The 19,867-nt window shown below is 73.0% G+C and carries 22 protein-coding genes; 13 read left to right on the top strand and 9 right to left on the bottom strand.

All coding sequences use genetic code 11. The annotated features are described in order from the left end of the window. Positions 1 to 93 precede the first annotated feature (93 nt). Positions 94 to 1,905 (bottom strand): glycosyltransferase family 2 protein, encoded by a 1,812-nt coding sequence (locus tag MF672_RS14680; protein WP_247815250.1) that lies wholly within the window; start codon positions 1,903 to 1,905, stop codon positions 94 to 96. 326 nt (positions 1,906 to 2,231) lie between these two features. On the opposite strand from MF672_RS14680, the gene MF672_RS14675 reads away from it, so the two are divergent. From MF672_RS14675 to MF672_RS51355, 3 genes are read left to right on the top strand one after another with little or no spacing between them, the layout of a single operon-like run. Next, the gene (locus MF672_RS14675) at positions 2,232 to 2,594 is read left to right on the top strand and encodes a hypothetical protein (protein WP_247815249.1); all 363 of its coding nucleotides are present in this window, start codon (positions 2,232 to 2,234) and stop codon (positions 2,592 to 2,594) included. A gap of 18 nt (positions 2,595 to 2,612) precedes the next feature. Further along, on the top strand, positions 2,613 to 2,978 hold the full coding sequence (locus tag MF672_RS52105) for a ClpX C4-type zinc finger protein (protein ID WP_407654725.1): 366 nt from the start codon (positions 2,613 to 2,615) through the stop codon (positions 2,976 to 2,978). Positions 2,979 to 3,026: 48 nt separating this feature from the next. Then, complete coding sequence (locus MF672_RS51355) at positions 3,027 to 3,152, top strand: hypothetical protein (RefSeq protein WP_302893212.1); 126 nt, start codon at positions 3,027 to 3,029, stop codon at positions 3,150 to 3,152. A gap of 55 nt (positions 3,153 to 3,207) precedes the next feature. On the opposite strand, the gene MF672_RS14665 is transcribed toward MF672_RS51355, so the two are convergent. Next, positions 3,208 to 3,693, bottom strand: coding sequence for a CHRD domain-containing protein (locus MF672_RS14665; RefSeq protein ID WP_242375349.1), 486 nt, complete (start codon positions 3,691 to 3,693; stop codon positions 3,208 to 3,210). A gap of 117 nt (positions 3,694 to 3,810) precedes the next feature. Further along, the gene (locus tag MF672_RS14660; protein WP_308210492.1) at positions 3,811 to 4,344 is read right to left on the bottom strand and encodes a CGNR zinc finger domain-containing protein; all 534 of its coding nucleotides are present in this window, start codon (positions 4,342 to 4,344) and stop codon (positions 3,811 to 3,813) included. 108 nt (positions 4,345 to 4,452) lie between these two features. Between MF672_RS14660 and MF672_RS14655 the strand changes: the two genes are divergently transcribed. Together MF672_RS14655 and MF672_RS14650 are read left to right on the top strand one after the other, a co-directional pair. Further along, complete coding sequence (locus MF672_RS14655; RefSeq protein ID WP_242375351.1) at positions 4,453 to 5,241, top strand: class I SAM-dependent methyltransferase; 789 nt, start codon at positions 4,453 to 4,455, stop codon at positions 5,239 to 5,241. A gap of 120 nt (positions 5,242 to 5,361) precedes the next feature. Continuing rightward, the gene (locus tag MF672_RS14650; protein ID WP_242375352.1) at positions 5,362 to 6,930 is read left to right on the top strand and encodes an alpha/beta fold hydrolase; all 1,569 of its coding nucleotides are present in this window, start codon (positions 5,362 to 5,364) and stop codon (positions 6,928 to 6,930) included. Positions 6,931 to 6,938: 8 nt separating this feature from the next. Here the strand turns inward: MF672_RS14650 and MF672_RS14645 are convergent, their stop codons facing one another. Beyond that, a complete protein-coding gene (locus MF672_RS14645; RefSeq protein WP_242375353.1) occupies positions 6,939 to 8,189 on the bottom strand; it encodes a cation:proton antiporter in 1,251 nt (416 codons plus the stop codon). Positions 8,190 to 8,325: 136 nt separating this feature from the next. Between MF672_RS14645 and MF672_RS14640 the strand changes: the two genes are divergently transcribed. Then, a complete protein-coding gene (locus MF672_RS14640) occupies positions 8,326 to 9,696 on the top strand; it encodes a sensor histidine kinase (RefSeq protein ID WP_242375354.1) in 1,371 nt (456 codons plus the stop codon). Positions 9,697 to 9,703: 7 nt separating this feature from the next. Here MF672_RS14640 and MF672_RS14635 read toward each other — a convergent pair whose 3' ends face one another. Both MF672_RS14635 and MF672_RS14630 read right to left on the bottom strand, forming a co-directional pair. Next, a complete protein-coding gene (locus MF672_RS14635) occupies positions 9,704 to 10,729 on the bottom strand; it encodes a zinc-dependent alcohol dehydrogenase family protein (RefSeq protein WP_242375355.1) in 1,026 nt (341 codons plus the stop codon). 86 nt (positions 10,730 to 10,815) lie between these two features. Then, complete coding sequence (locus MF672_RS14630) at positions 10,816 to 12,060, bottom strand: glycoside hydrolase family 16 protein (protein ID WP_242375356.1); 1,245 nt, start codon at positions 12,058 to 12,060, stop codon at positions 10,816 to 10,818. A 180-nt stretch (positions 12,061 to 12,240) separates the two neighbouring features. Between MF672_RS14630 and MF672_RS14625 the strand changes: the two genes are divergently transcribed. Further along, on the top strand, positions 12,241 to 12,642 hold the full coding sequence (locus tag MF672_RS14625; RefSeq protein WP_242375357.1) for a hypothetical protein: 402 nt from the start codon (positions 12,241 to 12,243) through the stop codon (positions 12,640 to 12,642). Between the two features lie 10 nt (positions 12,643 to 12,652). Beyond that, entirely contained in the window at positions 12,653 to 13,600 is a 948-nt protein-coding gene (locus MF672_RS14620) for a WXG100-like domain-containing protein (RefSeq protein ID WP_242375358.1), read from the top strand. Between the two features lie 13 nt (positions 13,601 to 13,613). Here MF672_RS14620 and MF672_RS14615 read toward each other — a convergent pair whose 3' ends face one another. After that, positions 13,614 to 13,964, bottom strand: a complete 351-nt coding sequence (locus MF672_RS14615) for a YbaB/EbfC family nucleoid-associated protein (protein WP_242375359.1) — start codon at positions 13,962 to 13,964, stop codon at positions 13,614 to 13,616. A gap of 62 nt (positions 13,965 to 14,026) precedes the next feature. Continuing rightward, on the bottom strand, positions 14,027 to 14,977 hold the full coding sequence (locus MF672_RS14610) for an NADP-dependent oxidoreductase (protein ID WP_242375360.1): 951 nt from the start codon (positions 14,975 to 14,977) through the stop codon (positions 14,027 to 14,029). Positions 14,978 to 15,120: 143 nt separating this feature from the next. Between MF672_RS14610 and MF672_RS14605 the strand changes: the two genes are divergently transcribed. Continuing rightward, a complete protein-coding gene (locus MF672_RS14605; protein WP_242375361.1) occupies positions 15,121 to 15,489 on the top strand; it encodes a winged helix-turn-helix transcriptional regulator in 369 nt (122 codons plus the stop codon). 24 nt (positions 15,490 to 15,513) lie between these two features. Next, positions 15,514 to 15,984, top strand: a complete 471-nt coding sequence (locus MF672_RS14600) for a flavodoxin family protein (RefSeq protein ID WP_242375362.1) — start codon at positions 15,514 to 15,516, stop codon at positions 15,982 to 15,984. Between the two features lie 6 nt (positions 15,985 to 15,990). Here the strand turns inward: MF672_RS14600 and MF672_RS14595 are convergent, their stop codons facing one another. Continuing rightward, entirely contained in the window at positions 15,991 to 17,139 is a 1,149-nt protein-coding gene (locus MF672_RS14595) for an NAD(P)/FAD-dependent oxidoreductase (RefSeq protein ID WP_242375363.1), read from the bottom strand. Positions 17,140 to 17,306: 167 nt separating this feature from the next. On the opposite strand from MF672_RS14595, the gene MF672_RS14590 reads away from it, so the two are divergent. From MF672_RS14590 to MF672_RS14580, 3 genes are read left to right on the top strand one after another with little or no spacing between them, the layout of a single operon-like run. Continuing rightward, on the top strand, positions 17,307 to 18,062 hold the full coding sequence (locus MF672_RS14590) for an SDR family NAD(P)-dependent oxidoreductase (protein ID WP_242375364.1): 756 nt from the start codon (positions 17,307 to 17,309) through the stop codon (positions 18,060 to 18,062). Positions 18,063 to 18,095: 33 nt separating this feature from the next. Beyond that, the gene (locus tag MF672_RS14585; RefSeq protein WP_242375365.1) at positions 18,096 to 18,947 is read left to right on the top strand and encodes an SDR family NAD(P)-dependent oxidoreductase; all 852 of its coding nucleotides are present in this window, start codon (positions 18,096 to 18,098) and stop codon (positions 18,945 to 18,947) included. A gap of 44 nt (positions 18,948 to 18,991) precedes the next feature. Then, positions 18,992 to 19,849, top strand: coding sequence for an AraC family transcriptional regulator (locus tag MF672_RS14580; RefSeq protein WP_247815248.1), 858 nt, complete (start codon positions 18,992 to 18,994; stop codon positions 19,847 to 19,849). Positions 19,850 to 19,867: the final 18 nt, after the last annotated feature.

Here is a 19,867-nt window from a genome sequence, read left to right as displayed (position 1 = left end):
ACCTTGCCTCCCAGAAAGGGGACGACCTCCCAAAAGAGGACGAACAACGTCCCTACTTTAGGTCATCGGCTTGCACCTGCACATAGATGGCAATTACCTCAAGATTCTTCTGGCGATGCTCCGCGCCGTCATCCTCCTCACCACCGCGCTGAGCCGTCCCTTGCGGGCCGTCGCGTACGGCCGCACGCTGCGCAGCAGGGCCGCCCCCCGCCACCGGCGCGGCGGGGCCACCGCCTCCTCCTCGGCCTCGATCCTGAACCGCGCGGGCGGCCCGCCCAGGTCGAGCTCCAGGTAGGCGTCCCAGGTGCCGGGCGCGAGCCGGCCGATCGCGGGCCGGGCCGTGAACGTGCCGCCGGGCAACGACGTGACCGGCTCGGTCCGCTCGCGCCCGGTGCGCCGCTCGCGCCAGACGAACTGCCGGACCGCCTCGGCAGGCGGCGTCGCCCCGGCGACGCTGACCTCGCCGTCCACCAGCAGCCGGTGGCCCAGGGACCAGCGGGTGCGCCGCAGGCGGGCGACCCCGGGCACGTCCACCACGTGGCCGCCGACGTCGATGCTGAGGTTGCCGTTGTCGCGGGTGAAGTACGGCAGCACCGCCATCTCGCCGACGAGCCGGGGCGCGGGCCGGGTGATGTCGCCGTCGCGCTCGGCGCCGAGCCGGCCGTGGCGCACCACGCCCTCCAGCTCGACCGCGATCCGGAGGTCCCAGATGCCGGAGTCGAGCGCGGAGACGTCGATCCTGGCGGCGAACTCGCCGCCCTTGCGCTGGGCGGGCACGACCAGCTCGGCGTGCGGGTCGTAGCGCGAGCGCAGGATCACCGCGACCCCGTCGTCCCTGCTGATGCCGTCGAGGCGGGCCGCGCCGGTCACCACCAGCAGGTCGCCGTCCCAGCGCAGCCCGGTCAGCCGGCGGCGCACGGTGGCGCTCTCGATGCGGGCCAGGCGCACCAGGCGGTCGATGTCGTCGAGCGCGCCGGCCCGCTGCCGGTCGATGCTGCCCAGCCGTTCGTGCACGCCCGGCGTGTACCACTCCTCGCACAGGGCGGCGACCTCGCGGGCGATGTCCTTGCGCCGGATGTCGTCGCTCTCCAGGAAGACCGAGCCGAGCTGGGCGAAGGCGTCCAGCCGGAAGTGCCGGCGCAGCAGGTGGTCGCGGAGCGGGCCGGGCGGGACGTGCCGGGCCATGAGGCGGATCGGCTCGCGGATCATGGTGAGCCAGGCGATGGGGTCGCGGCTGCCGGGCTGCTGCATGATGCTGCTGCCGTCGGGCCTGGCGACCAGGTGGTAGCAGTCGTAGTCGGCGACCACCGAGATCACCCGCGCGTGGCAGTAGGCGTGGACGCTGAAGATGATGTCCTCGCCGACCAACATGCCCTCGCCGAAGCGGATGCGGTGGCGCTGGAGCATGTCGCGGCGGAAGAGCTTGAAGCAGCTCAGGCTGTTGTAGACGGTGCTGTCGGCCAGCGCCACACGGTCGGCGCTGCGCTGGAACATCGACATCGGCGCGCGGCGGCCGTGGCCGACGATCTTGCCGAGGACGATGTCGGAGCCGTTGCGGTCGCCCATGGCGACCATGCGCTCCAGGGCCTCAGGGCCGAGGTAGTCGTCGGCGTCGCAGAAGAACACGTAGCGGCCGGTGGCGTGCTCGATGCCGACGTTGCGCGGGCGGCCCGCGCCGCCGCTGCCCTCCAGGTGCACGACCCGCACGCAGTCCTTGTGGTAGGAGGCGTACAGGTCGAGCAGCTCGGCGCTGCCGTCGGTGGAGCCGTCGTCCACCACGACGATCTCCTTCTTGACTCGCTGCACGAGCACGGACGTGAGGCATCTGTCCAGGTAGTCGCGGCAGTTGTGTGCGGGGATGACGACACTGACGTCCACCGCGTCGTCGTTCCCAGTCGCCGGCATCGCTCCACCACTCCCGTGCTCACGCTCCGTTGCTTTCCGTTTTCAGTATGTGACCAACACGCGGCCTCCGGGGGCCCGATCGGACGTCTTCCTCTCCGGCTTTTGCTGAACAACGGGTAATCACGGCATTTCTCTGAAACCGCAGGCAGGGCCGCCAATTACCACATTCATGTGCGACCGAACGGCATTCAGGAAAGAGGTTTTCCTCCCGGGAGGGAGAAACCTCTCCGCCGGGTGCATCGAGATACGCCCAGTTCCGTGGTGTGATCCACTGGCGAGGTATGCGCGTCTACAGTTAGGCAACCTTGACCGGGAGGTGGCAGGAAATGGGATCGGATCTCCGCAGGCCGGCCGTGGACGGCGTGAGTGTGCACAAGGTCGAGTTCATCGCCGCGTCCGCGCGGCTGGCGGAACTGCAGGAGTGCTCGGCATTGCTGCGCCGTACGAGGGCGCGCGCGGAAGAGATCGTCGGCGAGGCGCGGGTGTTGCTGGCCGAGGCCGAACGCGGCGGCGACGTCGACCTCTTCGTGCGCCTGTACGAACAGGCGGAGCAGGCGCGGCTGGCCTACAGCCAGATCCTGGACGCCTACGTGGTGATCTGCCAGCGCATCACCGAGGAACGCCAGGCGATCCTGCAGGCGCAGTTCTCGCGGCGGAACAGGACCGAGGGGTTGTCAGGTGCGGCCTGACGGGTGTACCGTCAGGGAATGCCTGACTGGAAGGACAAACTCCGCTGTTCTTTCTGCCATAAGGGAGCCGCGGACGTGAACAAACTCATCGCCGGTCCCGGTGTTCACATTTGTAACGAATGTGTAGAACTGTGCACGGCGATTCTGGAAACCGAACGCGCCGCCTCCGCCACCGAGCCGCGGTTGCCCGCCTGGGAAACCATGACAGATCAACAAATACTCGACCATCTACCGAAAATCGCGGCCGTGCAGGCTCAGGTCGACGACAATCTGCACGACTGGGTGACACAACTGCGCGAGCGGAACGTGAGCTGGGAACGCATCGGGACCGCCCTGGGCATGACCCGCCAGTCGGCGTGGGAACGATTCAGATCCGAGGGGTAAACCGGTAAACCCCTGTGGCCGCTGGGGCGTCTCATCGTCAGGAGGCTGATGATGCGCGTCCTCGACGGCCTGGCGACGCCGGACCTCGCCGAGCTCCGGCTGGAGCTGGTGCTGATCCTCGCGCTGCACGAAGAGGCAGAACGGCTCGGTCCCGAGGAGACGGGGGCCGGATGAGAACGGGCTCCAGCTCCCCGTCCGCACGCCGGGGAGCTGGAGCAGGGGGCCGCGGTCAGAGCTGGCCGCGGATGGCGCCCTTGGGGAACTTCGCGTTGTGCACGTTCACGTAGTAGCGGTGCGGCGTGCGTACGATGCCGCGCAGCTCGCGGAAGGTGAGGACGAGCGCGGCGTTCCTGCGGTTCTGGTGCCGCACGGCCTTGACGCACCCGCTGGCGGAGCCCTTCGCCGGCGCCTTGAGCGTGACGACGATCGGCCCCGCCACGCCCCGCCGGCCCGCGTGGACGTGCGCCGCGAAGGCGGGCGCGATCCTGCGGGCGGTGAGCACGTAGCACAGCTTCCCGCCGCGGACGCGGTAGGAGAACGTGCCGAAGCCGTCGCGGTCGCCCGGCCCGGGGACCTCCTGCCTGCCGGTCAGCACGACCCGCGCCGCGGCGGCCGGGCCGGCGGCGGTGGACGCGCTCGCCGGCGCCGGGAGCGCGACGAGGGCGGTGGCGGCGGCAGCGGCGGCGAGGGTGGCGGCTGCCAAGTGTCTGCGCATGGGACGATTCCTCTCCCATCGGACTTCAGGACACCCTCGCTCACGGCTCCCCGCCGCGGCCGGTTCGGCCGGTAAGGGGAAAGCCGCCTCCCGGTAAGCCGTCTTTTCCGATGTCCGCTACCTCTCGCGGCCCCGGGCGCGGAAGGCGGCCGTCTTGACCCGGTTCTGGCAGGCGGTGGAGCAGAAGCGGCGGGTGCCGTTGCGGGAGACGTCCACGTAGACGCGGTCGCAGTGCGGGGCCGTGCAGACCCCGAGCCGGTCGGCGAACTCGCTGCCGAGCACGATCGCGAGGCCGGTCGCGCAGCCGGCCCCCCACTCGCCGGCCGTGGTGCCGCCCTTGCCGTGGAAGTGCAGGTGCCAGGGCTCGCCGTCGTGCCGTTCCAGCATGGGCCGGGCGTGGAACTCCTCCAGCAGCGCGTTGACCGTGGTCGCGGCGCTGTCGACGTCGCCCGCGTCGACGGCGGCGAACACCTCGCGCAGCCGGCCGGCGACCGCGGCCAGCTCGGCGCCGTCGGCGGCGGTGATCTCACGGTACGAGCCGTACACGGAGCGCAGGGCCGCGGTGGCCGCTGCGCCGGCGTCGGCGGGGCTGGGGTGGGGGCGTCCGCGCTGCTCGCCGGGGGTCAGGGCGTTCACCAACGCCACCGTCACCCGGACCACCCCATCAGTGTGACTGTTGAAGTCCAATTGACCGGTTACACCTTCGTGTTCTAAGTTGTGACTGCCGAAAGCATAAACGACGGTCACAAGGAGACGTCCATGCTCACCCACGATGCCGCACTGGAATGGATCGAGCGCTGGGACCGCCAGCAGGAGGGCTACCTCCCCGACCGCGAGGTGCGCTTCACCGCCCTGATCGACGCCGTCGAGGCCCTCGGGCGGCCCGACCCGCTGGTCATCGACCTCGGTTGCGGGCCCGGGTCGCTGTCGGCCCGGCTGCTGGAACGGCTGCCGGAGGCCAGGGTCGTGGCGGTGGACGCCGACCCGCTGCTGCTCGGGCTGGGCCGGGCCGCCTACCCGCGGCTCACGTTCGTGCCGGCGGACCTGCGCCGGCCCGGCTGGAGCGACCTGCTGGGCCTCGACCGGCCCGCCGACGCGGCCGTCAGCACGACGGCGCTGCACTGGATCTCCGGCCCCGACCTGCGCCGCGTCTACGCCGAGCTGGCCGGCGTGCTGCGGCCGGGCGGCGTGCTGCTCAACGGCGACCACCTGGACAGCGACGACGTCACGCCGACGCTGTCGCGGCTGGAGCGCGCGGTGCACGAGCGCGAGGCGGAGCGGGTGTTCGGCGCGCGGCGGCCGGAGGACTGGCGGACCTGGTGGGAGGCCGTCGGCGCGGACCCCGCGCTCGCCGAGCTGGACGCGGAGCGCACCACGGCGGGGGCGGGCCACCACGGATCGGAGTCGCACCTGCTGTCGCAGCACGTCGAGGCGCTGCGGGCGGCCGGGTTCAGCGAGGTCGGCGCGTTGTGGCAGCGCGGCAACAACCGGCTGCTGTGCGCGGTGCGCGGCTCCGGCGGCCGGCCCGTGGGCGCGGCCCGGGGCTGAGGCGGGGCGGCGGGCGCCCTCGAACAGGTCCCCGAGGATGACTCGCTTTTCCTACTATAGTCGGATGGCTTTGTCGGGCGTCCTGACCGATGATCAGGTCCCCGACGATTGGACATCGCGATGCGAAGACCGGTCCTGATCCTCACTCTCCTGCTGGCCCTGGCCGCGCCGCTCGTGCCGGCCACCGCCGCCGCCGCGGCGCCCGCCGTCCAGTGGGCGCCGTGCGCGGAGAACGCCGAGGTCGAGTGCGGGACGCTCACCGTGCCGATCGACTGGAACAACCCGGGCGCGGGGACGTTCGAGCTGGCTCTCGCCCGCCGCAGGGCGAGCGACCCGGCGGCCCGCGTCGGCTCGCTGGTCATCAACCCGGGCGGCCCAGGCGGCTCCGGTGTGGACGCCGTGCTGAACGACTGGCTCGGGTTCACCCCCGAGATCACCAGCCGCTTCGACGTGGTCGGCTTCGACCCGCGCGGCGTGGCCCGCAGCCACCCCGTCACCTGCTCGCTGGAGCTCGCCCAGCAGGCGCCCGACCCGCTGTCGCTGAAGAGCCAGGCCGACTGGGACGCCATGCTGGCCTACAACAAGCGCTACCGCGACGACTGCCGCCGGCGCACCGGCCCGCTCTTCGACCACGTGCACACCGGGTACGTCATCCGCGACCTCGACGCCCTGCGCGCCGCGCTCGGCGACGACAAGCTGACCTACTACGGGGTGTCGTACGGCACGCTGATCGGCCAGCTCTACGCCGAGCGCTACCCGCGCCGCATCCGCGCCCTGGCCCTGGACAGCAACATGGACCACAGCCTCGGCACCCAGGCGTTCCTGGACACCGAGTCGTGGACCTCGCAGGACTCCTTCAACGAGTTCGTCGCCTGGTGCGACCGGACCACCTCGTGCGCCCTGCACGGAAGGGACGTCCGCGCGGTGTGGCACGACCTGCTGGCCCGCGCCGAGCGCGGCGAGGTGTCCTTCCCCGGGCAGCCGGAGGTCAAGCTGCGCAAGCTCGACCTCATCGGGCTGGCGTTCAGCGCGTTCTACGGCCCGGCCTGGAGCCGGCTGGCCGAGCTGCTGGCGGCTATGGACAGCGGCGCCGAGGTGCCGGCGAGCCCGCTGCTCGCCCCGCCGGCCGCCAGGGCCGCCGGGGACACCGCCGAGGACACCGCCGGGGACACCGCCGAGGACACCGTGAACGACGCCGGCTTCGTCTTCTGCCAGGACTACGCGCTGCCGGTGCGCGACTACCGCGACTGGGCGCGGCTGCTGCGCAGGTCGGCGGCCATCGCGCCGGACATGCTGGTCAGCGCCGCGGCGCACCCGCTCGCGCTGGCCTGCCAGGGCACGGCCACGCCCAACCCGCAGCACCGGCTCAAGGTGGACGGCTCGCCGACGCTCCTGCTCGGCAACGCCGTGCACGACCCGGCCACGGCCTACCCGTGGGCGGTGAACGCGGCGCTGCAGATCGGGCGCGAGGGCCGGCTGCTGACGTACGAGGGGTGGGGCCACGGCATCTACGGCCGCGGCGACTGCCCGACGGGTGCCTTCGACCGGTACCTGGTGTCCGGCGCGCTGCCCGCGCCCGGTGCGCGCTGCCCGGCGGTGCCGCCTGCCGACATGGCGGCCAAGCAGGCGCCGCGTCCGTACCCGGGCCCGCTGCCCGGCCGTCCCGGCTGGGCGTCCCTCCTCCGCTGACCGGTTGATCACCCACGGGCCGGCAGGCGCTCGCGCAGGGCGTCGAGCCGGCTCATGGCCGGCGTGGCGGTGACCCCGTGCAGGACCACCGACATCATCACGGTGAACGCGGTCACCGCCCACAGCTCCTCGCCCGGCACGCCGAAGTCGGCGTGGCCGAGCGCGTACGCGAGGTAGAACAGCGACCCGATCCCCCGGATGCCGAAGAAGGAGATGACCCACCGCTCCCGGGGCCCGGCCAGGCCCCGGATCTGCGCGATCCGGCCGGACAGCGGCCGGATGACCAGGAGCAGCAGCAGCCCGACGGCCGCGCCGCGCCAGGTGAGCGGCGCCAGGCCGCCGGCCGCGACGAAGCCGCCGAGCAGGAGCAGCAGCCAGGCGGTGAAGAGGCGTTCGAGCTGCTCGACGAAGCCGTGCATGATCGTGTTGTAGCCGTGGCCGTGCTCGACCCGGCGGATGGCGCAGGCGGCGACGAACACCGCGATGAAGCCGTAGCCGCTGACCAGCTCGGTGACGCCGTAGGCGAGGAGGGTGGCGGCCAGCGCCACGAAGCCGTCGCGGTGCTCGGCCAGCCGCAGCTCCTCGGCCCGGCTGTGGAAGAACAGCCGGCCGAGCAGGCGGCCGATGAGCAGGCCGCAGACCACCCCGGCCACGATCCGGTAGAGCACGTCCGTCAGCGCCCACCCGGCGGCCCAGCCCGCGCCGCCGACCGTGGCGAGGGCGATGGCGGCGTAGACGAACGGGAAGGCCAGGCCGTCGTTCAGCCCGGCCTCGGAGGTGAGCGCGAAGCGCACCTCGTCGTCGGCGTTCTCGGCGTCGGCGGGCTCGCCCACGCTGACGTCGGAGGCGAGCACGGGGTCGGTGGGCGCGAGCACCGCCCCGAGCAGCAGCGCGGCGGCGAGGGGCCAGCCCAGCAGGCCCATGGCCGCGGCCGTGACCCCCGCGATGGTCAGCGGCATCGCCCAGCCGAGCAGCCGCCAGGTGGACGACCAGCTCCGCAGCCCGGCGCGCCGGTTGAGCGCCAGCCCCGCGCCCATGAGCGAGACCAGCACGCAGATCTCGGTGACGTGCTCCACCGCCGTCCGGTGGGCGACGGGGTCGGGCTCGGGCAGCCCGATCGGCAGCAGGTAGAGCGCCATGCCGGCGAGCAGGTAGACCAGAGGCAGGGAGACCGCCCGGCGGGCGAGCAGGGCGGGCAGGACGGCGGCGAGCAGCGCGGCGGCGCCGCCGAGGGCCAGGATGAGGTCGGGGGAGGACATCCCCGCCCCACTGCCCCGCGTAGCACCGGACAATCTTGTAGATAACTCGCATTTCTTCTGACCTTTTATCTAACCTTTGTCGCCCAAAGTCCCGATGAACGCGCTCGTTGTGATGTCCTGGGCGCCGGGGGACGGTGTGAAGACACGCTTGGGGCAGTCGCTGCGCAGGCGGCTGGCGCTGTACGCGGCCATCGTCATGCTGCTGCTGAACGTGGTGGTCAGCGGGTTCGTGCTGTGGGGCGTGCGCAACCAGGTCGCCACCATCAACGCGCACGACACGTCAAGCCGGGTGCTGCGCGTCCTGCTCATGGTCAAGCACGACCGGCTCCCCCGGGTGCTGCCGTCCTACGGCCTCGACGGCGTCCAGGTGCTCGACCCGTCGGGCCGCCCGCTCGCGTGGACGCCGAACCTGGCCGGGCGGCCGCAGCAGACCACCGCCCTCCCCCACCCGAACCAGGCCAACGACAGCCTGCCGCACGTCTGCGACCTGCCCGCGTTCCCCGGCTCCTGCAAGACCGTGGTGGCGCTGATCGCCTACCAGCCGGACGGCGAGTACCGGATCTTCGCCTACGCCCCGTCCGTCCCCTGGTACGTCAGCTCCAAGGTGCTGCTCTTCCAGGTCTGCGTGACGGCGCTGCTGGTCACGCTCACCTACTTCGGGGTCTCGCACATCGTCGCCAAGACGCTCGCCCCGGTCAGCAGCATCACCAGGAGACTGGCCGAGATCACCGCCGGCGGCGACGGCGCGATGCGCCTGCCCGTGCCGGAGCACGACGACGAGATCAGGGACCTCGCCGAGACCGGCAACCGCACGCTGGAGCGGCTGGAGAACGCGATGCGGCAGCAGGAGATCGCGATGCAGCGGCAGCGCCGCTTCGCCACCGACGCCTCCCACGACCTGCGCAGCCCGATCACCGCGATGCGCACCCAGGTCGAGGACGCCCTGCTCCACCCCGAGGAGGCCGACTGGCCGGAGACCGCCCGCCAGGTGTGCAACAGCCTGGACCGGCTCCAGGCCATCGTCACCGACCTGCTCACCCTGACCAAGCTGGACGCCGGCGCGCCGGCCGCCCGCGAGCCGGTGGACCTCGGCGAGCTGGTCAACGCCGAGGCCGGCCGGCACCGGGCCAGGCGGGTCATCACCAGCGTGCAGCCGGGCGTCGTCGTCACCGGCGACCAGCTCCAGCTCGTCCGGCTGCTCACCAACCTGCTGGACAACGCCGAGCGGCACGCCGAGGAGCAGGTCCTGGTGACCGTGCGGCGGCAGGACGGCGAGGCCGTGCTGGAGGTGCTGGACGACGGCGCGGGCATCGCGCCCGACCAGCGCGAGGTGGTCTTCCAGCGCTTCACCCGCCTGGACGCCTCCCGCAACCGGGACGCGGGCGGGACCGGGCTCGGGCTGCCGATCGCCCGCGAGATCGCCGCCGCGCACGGCGGGTCCCTGACCATCGAGGACTCCGACGCGGGCGCCCGCTTCGTGCTGCGCCTGCCGGCCGCGACGGCGTGACCGGCGCTCACACCGTGATGACGACCTTGCCGAACGGCCGCTCGTCCGCGTAGTAGCGGAAGGCGCCGACGGCCTCCTCGAACGGGAACACCCGGTCCAGCACCGGCCGCATCCGGCCCGCCTCGATCGCCCGGTTCATCGCGGCGAAGTGCGCGAGGCTCCCGGCCGCGACGGCCCGGACCCGGGCGGCCGCCCCGAACAACGCCCGGGGGTCCAGCGCGGGCGGCTCCGCCCCCAGGAACCCGACCAAGGCCACCTCACCGGACATCGCGAGCGCACGCAGCGCGCGCGGCAGGTCGCCGACCACGTCCACCACCCGGTCCACGCCCCGGCCGCCGGTCAGCGCGCGCACCCGCTCGGGCCAGTCGCCCGGCCCCTCACCGCGGACCACGACCTCGTCCACGCCGAGCGCGCGCAGCCGCCCGGCCTTGCCGGGGTCGCCGGTGGTGGCGAGGACCCGCGCGCCGAGCAGCCGGGCGAGCTGCGCCGCGAACAGCGACACGCCGCCGGTGCCCAGCGTCAGGACGGTGTCCCCGGCCCGGACGCCCTCCAGCGCGTGCCAGGCGGTCACCGCGGCGCACGGCAGCGTCGCGGCCTCGGCGTAGGACAGGTGGGCGGGCACCGGCACCAGCGCGCTCTCCGGCAGCACCACCCTCCCGGCCAGCAGGCCGTCCAGCGAGCCGCCGAGCTGCGGGAGCTGCTCCGGCCGCCCGAACGGCCCGGCCGCCCAGTACGGGAAGATCCCGGCGGTCACCCGGTCGCCGATCCGCGTCCCGCGCACCCCCGGCCCCAGGCCCACCACCTCGCCGGCGCCGTCCGACACCGGCACCAGGTCGTCCTTCACCGGCAGGACGTACTCGCCGCGCAGCACCAGCAGCTCCCGGTAGCTGAGCGAGACCGCCTTGACGGCCACCAGCACCTCGCCGGGCCCGGGGACGGGCTCCGGCTCCTCACGCAGCTCCAGCCCGTCGATGCCGCCCCCGCTGCGCGCCCGCCAGGCCGGCATGCGCCTTGTCGTCACCGTGTCACTCATGCGGCCGATCGTGCGCCCGCCCCGGGCGGCCGGACAATTCCCCGCAGGGAATGACCGGGCCACCCGGGGGACGAGAACGCGCTCTCTCAGCTTCTGGCCCATTTCTGGTTGGCGCCGCCGGTGCAGTCCCAGATCTGCAGCCGGGTGCCGTTGGCGGAGCTGACGCCGGTCGCGTCGAGGCATCTGCCGGACTGCGGGTTGACGATCTGGCCGGTGCCCGAGTTGTAGGTCCACTTCTGCGCGCCGGTGCCGTTGCAGTCGTAGAGCTGCACCTGCGCGCCGTTGGCGGTGGACCCGCTCGTGACGTCCATGCACTTGCCGAGCGCCCGCACCGAGCCGTCGGAGTTCCACGACCAGCTCTGGGCGGCGGTGCCGTTGCAGTCGTAGAGCTGCACGGCCGTGCCGTTGGCGGTGCTCGCGCCGGCCACGTCGACGCACTTGCCGCCGTAGCCGGTGATCCGGCCGCCGGTGCCGGTGTCGGTGGGCGGGGCGTAGACGCGGACGTAGTCGACGGTCATGGACTGCGGGAACGTGGTGGTCGCGTCGGGGTAGCCGGGCCAGTAGCCGCCCACCGCGACGTTCATGATCATGAAGAACGGGTGGTCGAAGACCCACCGGTTGCCGCCCAGGTCGGCGGGGGTGCGGCGCTGGTACTCGACGCCGTCCACGTACCAGACGAGCAGGTTGGGCGACCAGTCGACGGCGAAGGTGTGGAAGGCGTCGGCGAAGGCCGAGCCGATCGTGTAGCCGGCGCCGATGCCGCCCGAGCCGGAGTAGCCGGGGCCGTGGATGGTGCCGTGCACGGTGTTCGGCTCGCGGCCGATGTTCTCCATGATGTCGATCTCGCCGCTGTTCGGCCAGCCGGCGGAGCCGATGTCGTTGCCCAGCATCCAGAACGCCGGCCAGATTCCCTGGCCCCTGGGCAGCTTCATGCGCGCCTCGAAGCGGCCGTAGGCGCGGGTGAAGGTGGCGGAGGTGAGGAGCCGCGCCGAGGTGTACTGGCAGGTGCCGTAGTGGCACTGGTAGTTGGCCGGGTTCTCACGGCGGGCGGTGATCACCAGGTTCCCGGCGCCGTCGAGGGCGGCGTTGCGGGTGCTGTTGGTGTAGTACTCCTGCTCGTTGTTGCCCCAGCCGCCGCCGCCGATGTCGAAGCGCCATTTGGCGGCGTCGACGGCGCTGCCGGCGGCTCCGTCGAACTCGTCGGACCAGACCAGGGGACCGGGCGCGGGGGCGGCGCTCGCGGCGCCGGCGAGGGGGACGAGCAGCGCGAGCACCGAGACGAGTGCGGCGCAGGCGGCGAGCAACGTTCCTTTTCGGGGGGTGCGGACCATCGCGATTACCTCATCGGATCCACGGAAGTGCGTCAACCGAAACCTTCCGGCAATCTCACCGCCCCTGTCAAGAGAGCGCTCTCTCGGGTTTGGTCACCACTGGCAACCGGGAAGTCATGCGCCGGCAACAAAGGGTTCAGAGACTGGCGTGGGGTGACGCGCGGGACGAAAGGGACTCTTGTGGACATCGACCACACCAGCACGGAGGCCGGCGGCAAGGCGATCCATGCCGAGGGCGGCGAGTTCGCGCGCGCCGTCAGCCGGGTGCGCACCCGGCTCGACCCCCTCATCCCCCACTTCGGCGACCCGGCGAGCGACGAGGCGGCCCGGATCTTCCGGCGCGGGCAGGACGGCCACCCCGGCTTCGACGGCGCCTACGAGGACCTGAGCACGGCCCTTCGCAACCTCGCCGAGGCGTACCAGGGCATCGGCTCGGCCGTCGTCGCGATGAGCAGGAACGTCAAGGCCGCCGACTGGGCGAGCATGGTCGACAGGAACGCCTTCGTCCGGGACCTGGTCGCCTTCGCCCGGCGCAGGAACGACGAGATCAGCGTGCCCTCCACGCCGGTCGAACGGGCCTGAGGGGGCGGGCATGGCACTCGGCCTCGGCACCAAGGTCGCGCTGGGCGGCATGGCCGGCGCGGGCGCGGCGGGGCTGCTCGCGCCCGAGGTCCTGTTCGGCGTCTCGTACCTGGAGGGCGACCCCGAGCGCATCCGCGAGGCGGCCGACGCCCTGGACGAGCTGGCCGACGCGATCGACACGCACTTCCGGGAGGCGAACACGGCCGCCGAGACCGTGTGGACGAAGAGCCAGGACCCGGCGGTCGAGGAGTTCAGGACGTTCTGGACCGGGACGTACGGGCCCGCCGTGCTCGCGGTCTCGCTCAAGCACCGCAACGCGGCCCGGGCCTGCCGGGCGTTCGCGGACGTGATCGAGAAGATCAATCACGCGCTGCGGGTGATGTGCTGGATCATGACCGTCGACATGATGTTCACGATCGGCTACCAGGTGGTCACCTGGAAGCTCTTCCAGGCGATCATGAAGCGGAAGGCGGTGCTGCTCACCGCCACGGCGAACCGGTTCGTGACGCTGCTCCTGCCGATGTTCGCCTACTACGTGGCCGACAGCGCGGCGTACGCGACGGGCGAGGTGGTCCTGCCGCTCGGGCTCAACCACCTCGCCGGCATCAAGACGGACCTGTCCGGGAACGACGTGCGCTCGGCCGGCTACAACCTCACCGCGTTCCGCGAGCACTTCGTGGCGAACCTGGCCTTCGACGCGGTCGCCGACGGCAGCGCGGCCCTGGTCACCAAGGTGCCCGGCCTCCGGACCGTGGCCACCGACGTGCCGCTGCCCGGCGGGCACACGCTGAACACCGGCAGCTTCGTGCCCCGGCTGACCGCCTCGACGACGTACTCGATGGTGATGGACGCCCAGCACGGGGACAACCCGCTGCCCGGGGCGGAGCACGGCCTGACCGAGGAGGAGATGTACCAGAAGTTCATCATCCACGGCACGCGCAGCCTGATCCCGAAGTGATCGGCCGGGCCGATCACCGCCGGGGCCGGCCGGTCCCGGCTTCGCCGGCCGGCCCGTCGAGGTAGGGCCGGGCGACGTCCATGAGCCGCCGGGCCGCGTCCTCGGCCGCGCGGCGCGAGAGCCGCATGATCGCCTCGGCCAGCTCCTGCGACCCCAGGCGCATCGCCCTGGGGTCGAGGTGCAGGCCGGTGAGCTGTCCCGAGGACGAGACCCGCACCCGGATCTTGCCGTCCGGGCTCTCCGCCTGCCCGGTCACGTCCCCGACCAGGCCCATGACGTCGGAGAGCTCCCGGGAGCTCGCCTGGAACTCCGCCATCAGGCGGTCGAGCTCCAGGTCGCCGCTGCGAAGATCGCGCTCTGCCATGCGCCGATAGTGCCCCTACGGGGACAAAGAGCGCAATAGGCGACAAAGGGTAACTTTTCCCATCAAGCGACAGTGAGGACGATCTTGCCGCGGGTGCGTCCCCGCTCGCCGCGGCGGTGCGCCTCGGCAGCCTCCTCCAGCGGGAGGACCTCGTCCACCTCGACCGTCAGCTCGCCCTTGTCGATCAGCTCGGCGATCCTGGTCAGCGCCGCGCCGTCCGGCTCGACCAGGATGCCGGTGGCGCGCAGGCCGCGTCCCCGGGCCCGGTCGAGCAGCTCGGGCGCCACCCCGGACGGCACCGCGATCAGCAGCCCGCCGGGCCGCAGCACCTCCAGCGAGCGGGTGCTGGTCCGGTCGTGGCCGTCGCCGACCAGGTCGAGCACCACGTCCACGTCGCGCGCCGCCTCCTCGAAGGACGTGGCCGTGTAGTCGATCACCTCGTCCGCGCCGAGCGAGCGCAGCCAGTCGTGCTTGGGCGCGCTCGCGGTGCCGATCACGTACGCCCCCGCGTGCCGGGCGATCTGCACCGCGAGGTGGCCCACGCCGCCCGCCGCCGCGTGGATCAGCACCCGCTGCCCGGCGGCGATCCCGGCGGTGTCGACCAGGGCCTGCCAGGCGGTGAGCGCGGCCAGCGGCGTCCCGGCGGCGGCCTCGTGGCCGATCGTGCGCGGCTTGCGGGCGAACTGGCGGGCGGGCGCGGTGACGTACTCGGCGTACGCGCCGGCCTGGCGCGGGAACCACGGCATGCCGAACACCTCGTCCCCCGGCTCGAACACCGTCACGCCGAACCCGGCCTCCTCCACCACCCCGGAGACGTCCCAGCCCAGGATGAACGGCGGCTCGCCGAGCACCCCGGCCATGCCGCCGCCCTGGCGGGTCTTCCAGTCGACCGGGTTGACGCCGGCGGCGTGCACCCGTACCAGGATCTCGGTGGGCAGCGGGGCCGGCCGCGGCACGTCGGCGAGCCGCAGCACCTCCGGGCCGCCGAAGGTGTCCTGGATGATCGCGCGCATGGGTGTCTCCTCGCTTCTGTCTCGAACCGGCCGGGCGTCGTACGGCCCGGCCGCAGCCGAAGCTATCCAAAGGACGGTAGTAACTCGCAAGGGCGACTACTATCCTTTGGGAAGTTATAACCCGCCGAGGAAGGGTTCTGCGGATGCCGATGACCTGCCGGACCGGCCTGCACGACCGCCACGACGTCTACGCCGCGCAGTGCCCCTGCCGGGACGTCCTGGACATGCTCGCCAACAAGTGGTCGGCCCTGGTGGTCGGCGCGCTGGAGGACGGGCCGCAACGCTTCGGCGCGCTGCAGCGGCGGCTGGAGGGCGTGAGCCCGAAAGTGCTCACCCAGACGCTGCGCCGCCTGGAGGATTACGGGTTCGTCGATCGCACGATCTACCCGGCGGTGCCGCTGCACGTCGAGTACGCGCTCACCGACCTCGGCCGCGGCGTGGCCGGGCCCCTCGGCCTGCTCCGCTCCTGGGTGGAGAGCCACCTCGACGAGATCCACGCCGTCCGCGGCTGACCCCGGCGTGAGAGGATCGCCCTCGTGTCGCCGCGTGAGGTCCGCCGCCTGCTGATCGTGCACCACACCGCCTCGCCCGCGTTGCAGGCGCTCTTCGAGGCGGTGCGCGACGGCGCCGCCACCGACGAGGTCGAGGGCGTGGAGGTCGTCGCGCGGGCGGCGCTGCGCGCCACGGCCGTGGACGTGTTCGAGGCGGACGGCGTCCTCCTGGGCACGCCGGCCAACATCGGCTACATGAGCGGGGCGCTCAAGCACTTCTTCGACACGGTCTACTACCCGTGCCTGGAGGAGACCCGGCGGTTGCCGTACGGGCTGTACGTCCACGGCAACGACGACACGACCGGGGCCGTGCGGGCGGTCGAGTCGATCGCGGGCGGGCTCGGCTGGGAGCGCGTCCGGCCGCCGGTGACGGTGACCGGCGCGCCGGGCAAGGACGACCTGGCGGCCTGCTGGGAGCTGGGCGCCACCCTCGCCGCCACCCTCAGCCCCGCGTGAGCGGGGTCACCCACTCCGGCTCCTCGTGACCGGGCCGCCCACGGCGTCGGGCCGCACGTCGGGGAAGGACCCGTCGCCGAACAGGACCCGCGCCGCCACCGCCCGCCCGGCCCGGCCGCGCAGCGCCGCCACCGCGGCCTCCGCCACGGCGGGCGACCGGATGCCCGCGAACGCCCGCCGCGACAGCAGCCGCCCCCGGAACCGGGCCCGCAACGCGCCCCCGTCGTAGCGCCGCAGCACCCGCTCGTCGCCCGTCCGCAGGTACTCCGCCACGACCGCCGCCGCCAGCTCCGACAGGCGCAGGCACGGGTCCAGCCCGCCCGCCGTCAGCGGCGACACCGCGCCCGCGGCGTCCCCCACCAGCAGCCCGGCGGGACACGCCAGCCGCCGCAGCACCCCGCCCACCGGGATCGGCCCCCCTCTGCGCGCCACCGGCCCGGCCGGCGCCGGGTGGCCGGGCGGCCCGGCGGCGACGAAGGCGTCCAGCAGCCGGCGGACGCCACCGCGCATCGCCCCCGGGTACCCCGCCACGCCGACATGGGCCTCCCGCCCGTCGTCGACGACCCACCCCAGGTAGCCGGGCGCGATCCGCGGGTCCAGCACGCAGTGGAACGCCGGCGCCCGCCCCGCGCCGGGCGCGACCGGATGGACGAGCTCGGCGCCGGCCAGGAACCGGCGGTTGACGTCGAGGCCGAGGTCGCGCGCCACCCGCGAGCGCGCCCCGTCCGCCCCGACGACGAACCGCGCCGCCACCGGCTCCGTCCCCGCCAGCCGCGCACCTCCCGCCGCCGGCCCCGCGTAGCGGACGCCCAGCTCCACCCGCGCCCCCGCCGTCTCCGCGGCCCGGCGGGCGTACGCGTACACGCCCGCCATGTCCGCGACGCGGAACTCGTCCCGCTCGCTGGTGAGCCTGACCGGCGAGCGCCGCGACGGCGGGTACAGCAGCACGTCCCTGATGCCCGGGCCGAGCAGGTGCCCGGGCAGGTCGAAGTCGTCGAGGGTGCGCCGCACGAAGATGCCCGTCGTCCTGATGCCCGTGGCCAGCGACCGGCGGCGGTCGACCACCAGCACGTCCAGCCCGCGCCCGGCCAGCAGCCGGGCCGTGTGCAGCCCGGCCAGGCCCGCCCCGACGACCAGTACGTCCACTCTCCGCATACTTCGCGAACCTAGGCCCGCTCCCGCCCCCGGACGCCTTTCTGCACGGTATCCGCCCCGCACCCGCACCCGTCCGTGCCTTTACTGCACCGAATCGCCCCGATTCCCGGCGTTGTGACCTCGCTCACGTCATGTCACAGGCCCGGACGCCACGTCGTCTCCCGGACATGAGCGACAACAACAGCGCCCCGCGCCCCACCACCGTGCTGATCACCGGAGCCAACAAGGGTCTCGGCCTGGAGGCCGCCCGCCGGCTCGGCCTGATGGGCTGGACCGTCTTCCTCGGCTCCCGCGACGAGGCCCGAGGACAGGCCGCCGTGGACAAGCTGGCCGCCGACGGCGTGACCGCGATCCTCGTCCCCCTCGACGTGACCTCCGACGAGTCCGCCGCCGCCGCCGCCCGCCTGGTCACCGAGCACACCGACCGCCTCGACGTGCTCATCAACAACGCCGGCGCCCCCGGCGGCATCGTCCCGCCCGCGGACGCCACCGTCGCCGACCTGCACGAGGTCTACGACACCAACGTCTACGGCCCCGTCCGCGTCACCCACGCCTTCCTGCCCCTCCTCCAGGCCGCCGACCACCCGCGCGTGGTGATGGTCTCCAGCGGCGGCGGCTCGTTCGCCGTCGTGACGGACCCGGAGCAGCGCGTCTCGAAGATGCACGAGCTGGCCTACAGCTCCTCCAAGGCCGCCCTCAACATGATCACCGTCCGCTACGCCCAGGCGCTGCCGCACATCAAGTTCAACGTCGCCACGCCCGGCGAGGTCGCCAACCGCAAGTTCACCGCCACCGACATGAACCACCACACCGGCGAGCTGACCGTCACCGAGGGCACCGACCCGATCATCCGGCTCGCCACCCTCGACCCCGACGGCCCCACCGGCGTCTTCGTCGACCGCCTCGGCCCCGTCGCCTGGTAACGACCACCCGCTCACCACCCCAGGAAGGACATCATGAGCAGCAAGGTCTGGTTCATCACCGGCTCGTCCCGCGGCCTCGGCCGCCACTTCACCGAGGCCGCCCTGTCCCGCGGCGACCGGGTGGCCGCCGCCGCGAGGAACGCCGCCGACCTCGACGACCTGGTCACCGCGTACGGCGACGCGGTGCTCCCGCTCGCCGTGGACGTCACCGACAGAGCCGCCGTCCTCGACGGCGTGCGGCGCGCCGTGGACCGCTTCGGCCGCCTCGACGTCGTCGTGAACAACGCCGGCTACGCCCAGGTCGGCGCGGTCGAGGAGCTCACCGAGCAGGAATTGCGCGACCAGATGGAGACCAACCTGTTCGGCGCGGTGTGGGTCGTCCAGGCGGTCCTGCCGCACCTGCGCGAGCAGCGCTCGGGGCACATCATCCAGCTCTCCTCGGCGGCCGGGGTGATCGCGATGCCGCTCGGCGGCGCGTACCACGCCTCGAAGTGGGCGCTGGAGGGCCTGAACGAGGCCCTGGCCGGCGAGGTCGCCGAGTTCGGCGTCAAGGTCACCATCGTCGAGCCCGGCGGCTTCGCCACCAGGGGCGGCAAGAACCCGGACCCGCTCGCCAACGGCCACATGTCCAGCACCGACCCGGCCTACGACGGCCTCCGCGCCCGCCTCGGCGCGCTCGCCGGCAAGCAGCCCGCGGGCGACCCGGCCGCCGCCGCGCAGGCCCTCCTCAAGCTCGCCGACCTCGACAGCCCGCCCCTGCGCGTCCTGTTCGGCCAGGGCTTCTACCCGATGATCCAGGACGCGTACGACGCCCGTCTCAAGACCTGGTCCGACTGGCAGCACCTGTCGGCCGAGGCCCACGGCGCGGGCGCGGGCCCCCGCTGAGCCCCTGTCGCGCGAGGGGGCCGCGCCCGGCGATGCTGGGAGACGTGGAGTACGTGTCCAAAGCACCACGAAAGCCGCTCGCCGGGCTGATCGACGACCTCTACTACCTGGCGGGCGCGCCGCCGTACTCCCGGCTGACGCTGCCACCGATGCCGTCGGCGGTGCTCATCCTCAACCTCGGGGCGCCGTTCCGGATCCGCGCCGCCACCGAGTCCGTGGCCATCGAGTCCGCCGAGTACGCCGACGGCTGCGTGATCACCACCCTCACCCGCGCCCTGGAGTTCGGCTACCCGCCGCGCACCCGGTCGGTCGGCGTGCACTTCAAGCCGTGGGGGCTGGCGCCGTTCCTGCCGATGCCGGCGGCCGAGCTGCGCGACCGGCCGCTGACGGTGGAGCAGGTCTGGGGCCGCCGCGCCGTGTGCGAGCTGCGGGACCGGCTGGCCGCGGCGCGCGGGCCGTACGAGATGCTGACGCTGCTGGAGGACGAGCTGACACGGCTCATGCGGCGCACGCGCGAGACCACCGGGCTGGGGCTGGTCCGCCACGCGAGCGGCGTCATCGCGGCGACCCGGGGATCGGTGGTGATCGGCGACCTGAGCGCGGCGGCCGGCGTCAGCGGCGCCCACCTGGGGCAGCGGTTCAAGGAGCTCATCGGCCTCACGCCGAAGCGGCTCGCCCGCACCTACCGATTCGCCGCCACCGTGCGCGCGATCGACGCCGCCGGGCCGGTCGACTGGGCCGACCTGGCCGGCCGCGCCGGCTACTTCGACCAGGCCCACTTCGGCCACGAGTTCCGGACGTTCACCGGGCTCACCCCGACCCGGTACGTCGAGGCCCGCCGCCGGTTCCTGCGCGAGCACCCCGGCCACGCCCTCGACGTCGGGCCGCTGCCGGCCGTTTAGTTTCTTACAAGAGCCGGC

Source organism: Actinomadura luzonensis (genome assembly GCF_022664455.2).
Taxonomy (GTDB): domain Bacteria; phylum Actinomycetota; class Actinomycetes; order Streptosporangiales; family Streptosporangiaceae; genus Nonomuraea; species Nonomuraea luzonensis.
This window is presented reverse-complemented; position numbering and strand designations above follow the sequence as displayed.